Source organism: Streptomyces sp. NPDC057543, assembly GCF_042801895.1.
Classification (GTDB): domain Bacteria; phylum Actinomycetota; class Actinomycetes; order Streptomycetales; family Streptomycetaceae; genus Streptomyces.
In genome coordinates this window covers 1-5,089 of sequence record NZ_JBHVFF010000429.1, presented here as the reverse complement: position 1 = coordinate 5,089, position 5,089 = coordinate 1, and the positions used below count along the sequence as shown (strand labels likewise).

Genomic DNA, 5,089 nt, shown 5'->3' with positions numbered 1-5,089 from the left:
GTGTCGCACCGTCGGCCCCAAGCCGTTTCGGACGCCCTGGGCCGTCGGCTGCCAGTCCAGGCTCACGGTCACCGCGCCCGAGCCAAGCTCATGAGGCGTGCCCACGACGTGCCCTGAGCACCGGGAACCAAAGGGGAACAGCGGGGAATCACGGCCACGGCAGCGACAAGGCCCAGGTCGCTGGACCCCCAGCTCAGGTCGCACCCGCGTACGCGATCTTTCGAACCAGTGCTCTTCCGGTCGCTCCGTCCCGGCTGAGGTTGCTTTGGCTTGTCCTTGAGAATTCACCGTCGCCCACACGTCATCCCTCCTGACAGGATCGACTCATGACCGAAGACACCTGGCCCAGCGATCCGTCCCCTGAGAAGGTTCGCCGAGAGTGGTCAGCAACCGTGTCCGCGCTACCCGTAGGCACCCGCATCACTGGCCAGGTCGTCGGCCGCCGGCCGTTCGGAGTCTTCATTCGTATCGACGGTGTGCCCAATGCGGTCGGGCTGGCTGATATCGGCTCCATGCCGCCCAGCGCGAGGCTTCCAGCACTGGGCGCACAGATCACCGGTGAGGTTGTCTGGCACACCGATCACAACCACGAGGTGAGGATGAGACTCAGCGAGTGGATCGATCACAGCTGAGTCGGTCGGCGGCGCGTACCACAGGACTAATTGTCAAGACTTGTGGATCGGTTGAAATTACTCATGCCGCGTCGGCCTGAAGTCGTTCCGGCGTCGCGCCGAACTCGCGTACTGCGCAGGGGAGGTGCCTATGCATGAGGTGAAGTCGCGGGTGAAGTGCGCTTGGTCGGCGTAGCCGAGTTCGGCGGCGAGAGCAGACCAGTCCTCCGGGGCCATGGCCGCGCGTGCGGCGGCTTCCTGCATGCGGGCTCGCCGGATCACCCACTTGGGTCCGATGCCGACGTACTCGGCGAACGTTCGCTGCAGCTGGCGCACGCTCATGCCGGCGATCGCGGCGAGCTGGGACACCCGTAGAACAGAAGGGTCGGCGCTGATCGTTTCGACCAGCCCGGCGGCCTTGTCGATGGCAGGGTCAGGAGTGGGCAGGCAGCCGCGCACGAGCGCGGCTGCCAGTTCGAGCGCGGTGGGCACGCAGGGTTCGGCGATGATGGCGTCTGCCGCTGCCCGCGCTGCCGGGCCGAAGATCTCTTCGATGTCCAGGACCCGGTCGGTAAGGGTGGACACCGGGGCGGTGAGGAACGGGCGGAAACCGCCGGGCCGGAATCGCAGGCCGAGTACCCGCCCGGTGCCGGAGATCTCTCGGCTGAACGTGTCGCTGACGATGCCTGTGATCTGGGCCAGACCGCCAGTGGTGAAGGTGAGGTGGACCACCGGGTGGGTGAGGACTTGCTGCCGGTGCGGTTCGGTCAGGTCCCAGCGGAGGATCCAGTAACCATCCACAAAGGGGGTCAGATCCGCCGGAGCCGGCTCGTGGTCGAGCCGGAACCGCTCAGCCGCGGTGTGCGGGTCGAGGATGGCCCGCTGTCGCGTTTGTTCAATACCCGTCATCGGCGTCCTGTCTACTATGCCTGACGGCAAGTGGGGAAGGGATGGCATGGAGACGAGATCTGTCATGGCCCGGGCTTCGGAAGCGGCGGTGGACATCGTGCGCGGGATCGGGCCGGACGAGTTCGGCGGAAGCACACCGTGCCCGGAGCTGAACGTCGGGGCACTCCTGAATCACCTGATCTTCTGGACCAGCGTGCGGGGGCACGCGGCGGGACTGAAGCAGCCTCCACAGGCCCGGCCGGATGAGGTGGCGGAGGGACATGACTTCACCGCGGAGCCGGATTGGGCCGAGGTGTATGCCGCCCGGTCGGCGGCGACCGCCGCCGTCTGGAGCGATCCGCGGGCGTGGGTCGGCGAGACCGCGCTGGCTGGGAGCGGGCGGATGCAGGCCCGCTTCATCGGTGGGATCGTGCTGGGCGAGTGGCTGCTGCACGGCTGGGACCTGGCGGTGGCGACCGGGCAGAAGCTGAGCGTGGACGAGGAACTAGCCGCGGCGCTTTACGAGGACATCGCCGGCAAGGCCGAGATGGCCAGGCAGTACGGGGTGTTCGGCCCCGAAGTCAGCGTGCCTACGACTGCGCCACTGTTTGACCGCGCTCTGGGACTGGCGGGCCGCGACCCGTCGTGGAAACGCCGAGCCTGACCGCATGTGAACGCACGTGTGGGCCGCTGCCGTCCCAGGTGTGAGCTGTTCCAAGTTTCGTAGCGGGTCGGTTCATGTGGCTTCAGACGGCGTTCGTGGTCGCCTGGGATCGGTGGTGCTGGGCCTCGAATTCCTCGGGCGGGAGGTAGTCGAGGGCTGAGTGCAGGCGCCCGGTGCCGTACCAGCCGACCCGCTGGACGACGGCACGTTCTACCTGTTCAGCGTCCCGCCAGGGTCCTTGGTGCGCGAGGAGTACCGCAGCGAGGTCACGGCTTTCGAGCTGAGGCACTGCTGCCGGTGCTGCAACCGCAGGTCGGCCGCAGTGCGGCGACGTTGTCCGATCCGGGCCGGAGGCGGCGTTCCTTCGGCCCGGAGCCCGTTCCGTCGCCCTGGGCCGTCCGCTGCGCGAGGCTCTCGGGTAGGCAGGCAGAACAGGGCCTGGCCGCACCGCGACCCGTTCCGGGCACTCTCAGTCGAACCGGCAGGCCATTTCGTCCAGGATCTCGTCGATCACCTCGGAAGGCTCGCGGGCCAGGTCCTCCTCGATCCACATGCGCATGGCGATCCGTAGCGAGGAGAGGAACGCCGCAGCCAGGACCACGGGGCGGACCGGCTTCTCCGTCGGGCCCCGGCGGACCGCCACGGCTTCGGCCAAGTCCCGTTCCAGAGCGGCGTGGTTGGCGAGTTGCCGGGCGAGCAGTGAGGGGTGCCGCATCGCCAGCCTGGTCCGTAGGGCCCACTCGCGCTCCGGGGGCGCGACCCGTTCGGCGAACTGCGCCATGGCCGCCCGCAGTGCCGCCCACGCGGTCTCCTCGGCGGGCCGGTCGCGCATGGTGCGGACGAGTTCTCTGATCTGTTGCTCCTCCCCGTAGAGGAGGGCGTCCTCCTTGCCCGTGAAGTAGTTGGAGAACGTCCTGCGGGAGATCCCGGCGGCGTCCGCGACGGCCTCCACCGTGACGTGGTCGAAGCCGTGCTCGACGGTCAGTCGCAGGGTGGCCTCGTGTACGGCCTGCCGCGTGGCTTCCTTCTTGCGTTCCCGCAGTCCCACAGAGCTCTCCATGGGTTCAGTATCTCCCCGCCGGTCCTCTCGGTCCTGGCATAATTGCACAGTGGGCAAAATTGCCCATTGAGCATGTATGGTGAAGCCTTTCCTGCCCCCTGTTCGAACCCTCCGGAGGTTGCGCGTGAGCGCACAAACGGCTGCGCCGACCGACGTCGCGCCGATGGATCACCGTCATGTGCTGCGGGCGCTGAGCGGTCTGCTGATCGTGCTGTTCGTGGCGATGATCAGCAGCACCGTGGTGTCGGTGGCTCTGCCGAAGATCATCGGCTCGCTGGACGGCACCCAGTCGCAGTACACCTGGGTCGTCACCGCGTCCCTGCTGGCCTCCACGGCCTCCACCCCGATCTGGGGCAAGCTCGCCGACCTGTTCAGCAAGAAGCTGCTGCTCCAGATATCCGTCGGCATCTTCGTCGTCTCGTCGATCGCCTGCGGATTCGCCCAGTCCACCGGGCAGTTGATCACCTTCCGCGCCGTGCAGGGCCTCGGCATGGGCGCTCTCCAGGTGCTCGTCCAGGTCATCATCGCGGCGATGATCAGTCCCAAGGAGCGCGGCCGCTACAACGGTTACCTGGGCGGCGTCATGGCCGTCGCCACCGTGGGCGGACCGCTGCTGGGCGGCTTCATCACCGACACGTCGTGGCTCGGCTGGCGCTGGTGCTTCTTCATCGCCGTACCGTTCACGCTGATCGCCCTCGTGATGCTCACCCGCACCCTCCACCTCGCCGAGGTTCGCCGTCCGGAGACGAAGGTCGACTACCTGGGCGCCTCGCTGATCGCCGCGGGCGTCAGCCTGCTGCTGCTCTGGGTCACCTTCGTCGGCAACGACTTCGACTGGCTGTCCTGGCAGACCCTCGTCATGGTCGGTGCCAGTGCCCTGATCCTGATCGCCGCCGTCGTGGTCGAGAGCCGCGTCAAGGAGCCGGTCGTCCCGCTCCATGTCGTACGCCGCCGCGACCCCGCGCTCGCCATCGTCGCGAGCCTCGCGGTCGGCATGGCGATGTTCGGCGGCGCGGTCTTCCTCGGTCAGTACTTCCAGATCGGCCGCGGCTACTCACCGACCGAGGCCGGACTCCTCACCATCCCGCTGATGTTCGGCGTGCTGGTCTCCTCCACCGTCGCCGGTCGCCTGGTCTCCAGGACCGGCAAGGTGAAGCCGTACATCATCACCGGCGTCGTCGTCCTCACGCTGGGCTTCCTGGGCCTGTCCACCATCGACCACGAGACCTCGCTGGTCCTCGTCTCCATCGGCATGCTCGCGGTCGGTGCCGGTGTCGGCATGTCGATGCAGAACCTGGTCCTCGTCCTTCAGAACACGGTCCCGCTCGGCGAACTCGGCGCGGCCAGCGGCGCGATCACCTTCTTCCGCTCGCTCGGCGGCACGATCGGGGTCTCCGTGCTCGGGGCGGTGCTCGCCAACCAGGTCGCCACGAAGATCACCCACGGCCTGGCGAAGCTCGGCATCGACCCGGCGGCTTCGTCCTCGGGCGGCGCCACCCTGAACATCGACGCGATGCCGCCGCAGATCCAGGAGGTGGTGCGCGCCGCGTACGGTGACGCGACAGGAACCATCTTCCTGATCTCGGCCGCCATCGCGGTGGTCGGCGTGATCGCCGCCCTGTTCCTGACGCCGACGAAGCTGCGCGACAGCGTGGACCTTTAGCGGGTCCACTACCGTTCGTACGTGTACGGCAACCCGTTCGCCGCCCACAGCGCGGCCCGCCCCTCGGTGGCGCGGGTCCTGGTAGACGGTGGCTATACCCCGGTCCAGGGCGTCGCGCGGTGAGCCCAGGTGCAGCTCGGTGCCCTCCAGGCGGTACGCGCCGGAGTCGTGCCGGTGCAGCCCGGAGAGGATCTTGATGAGGG

The 5,089-nt window shown here is 68.0% G+C and carries 6 protein-coding genes and 1 pseudogene; 3 read left to right on the top strand and 4 right to left on the bottom strand.

Translation table 11 applies throughout. The features are described from left to right. The first annotated feature begins 326 nt into the window (after window positions 1–326). Window positions 327–632, top strand: coding sequence for a hypothetical protein (locus ACFU8Q_RS38970; protein WP_384464175.1), 306 nt, complete (start codon window positions 327–329; stop codon window positions 630–632). Window positions 633–689: 57 nt separating this feature from the next. Here the strand turns inward: ACFU8Q_RS38970 and ACFU8Q_RS38965 are convergent, their stop codons facing one another. Then, window positions 690–1,616 (bottom strand): DUF6597 domain-containing transcriptional factor, encoded by a 927-nt coding sequence (locus tag ACFU8Q_RS38965; RefSeq protein ID WP_384464173.1) that lies wholly within the window; start codon window positions 1,614–1,616, stop codon window positions 690–692. On the opposite strand from ACFU8Q_RS38965, the gene ACFU8Q_RS38960 reads away from it, so the two are divergent. Beyond that, entirely contained in the window at window positions 1,585–2,163 is a 579-nt protein-coding gene (locus ACFU8Q_RS38960) for a TIGR03086 family metal-binding protein (protein WP_384464170.1), read from the top strand. The genes ACFU8Q_RS38965 and ACFU8Q_RS38960 overlap by 32 nt on opposite strands. Before the next feature lie 82 nt (window positions 2,164–2,245). Here ACFU8Q_RS38960 and ACFU8Q_RS38955 read toward each other — a convergent pair whose 3' ends face one another. Both ACFU8Q_RS38955 and ACFU8Q_RS38950 read right to left on the bottom strand, forming a co-directional pair. Further along, complete coding sequence (locus ACFU8Q_RS38955; RefSeq protein WP_384464167.1) at window positions 2,246–2,452, bottom strand: hypothetical protein; 207 nt, start codon at window positions 2,450–2,452, stop codon at window positions 2,246–2,248. 180 nt (window positions 2,453–2,632) lie between these two features. Then, the gene (locus ACFU8Q_RS38950) at window positions 2,633–3,223 is read right to left on the bottom strand and encodes a TetR family transcriptional regulator (protein WP_384464164.1); all 591 of its coding nucleotides are present in this window, start codon (window positions 3,221–3,223) and stop codon (window positions 2,633–2,635) included. 163 nt (window positions 3,224–3,386) lie between these two features. On the opposite strand from ACFU8Q_RS38950, the gene ACFU8Q_RS38945 reads away from it, so the two are divergent. Beyond that, complete coding sequence (locus ACFU8Q_RS38945; RefSeq protein WP_384464178.1) at window positions 3,387–4,886, top strand: MDR family MFS transporter; 1,500 nt, start codon at window positions 3,387–3,389, stop codon at window positions 4,884–4,886. 75 nt (window positions 4,887–4,961) lie between these two features. On the opposite strand, the pseudogene ACFU8Q_RS38940 reads toward ACFU8Q_RS38945, so the two are convergent. Continuing rightward, a pseudogene (locus tag ACFU8Q_RS38940) lies at window positions 4,962–5,089 on the bottom strand (sugar ABC transporter ATP-binding protein); the annotation flags it as partial.

Bases quoted from the DNA above. Each gene is read 5' to 3' on its own strand.
- ACFU8Q_RS38970 (WP_384464175.1), top strand. From the start codon at position 327: ATGACCGAAGACACCTGGCCCAGCGATCCGTCCCCTGAGAAGGTTCGC.
- ACFU8Q_RS38960 (WP_384464170.1), top strand. From the start codon at position 1,585: ATGGCCCGGGCTTCGGAAGCGGCGGTGGACATCGTGCGCGGGATCGGG.
- ACFU8Q_RS38965 (WP_384464173.1), bottom strand. From the start codon at position 1,616: ATGTCCACCGCCGCTTCCGAAGCCCGGGCCATGACAGATCTCGTCTCC.
- ACFU8Q_RS38950 (WP_384464164.1), bottom strand. From the start codon at position 3,223: ATGGAGAGCTCTGTGGGACTGCGGGAACGCAAGAAGGAAGCCACGCGG.
- ACFU8Q_RS38945 (WP_384464178.1), top strand. From the start codon at position 3,387: ATGGATCACCGTCATGTGCTGCGGGCGCTGAGCGGTCTGCTGATCGTG.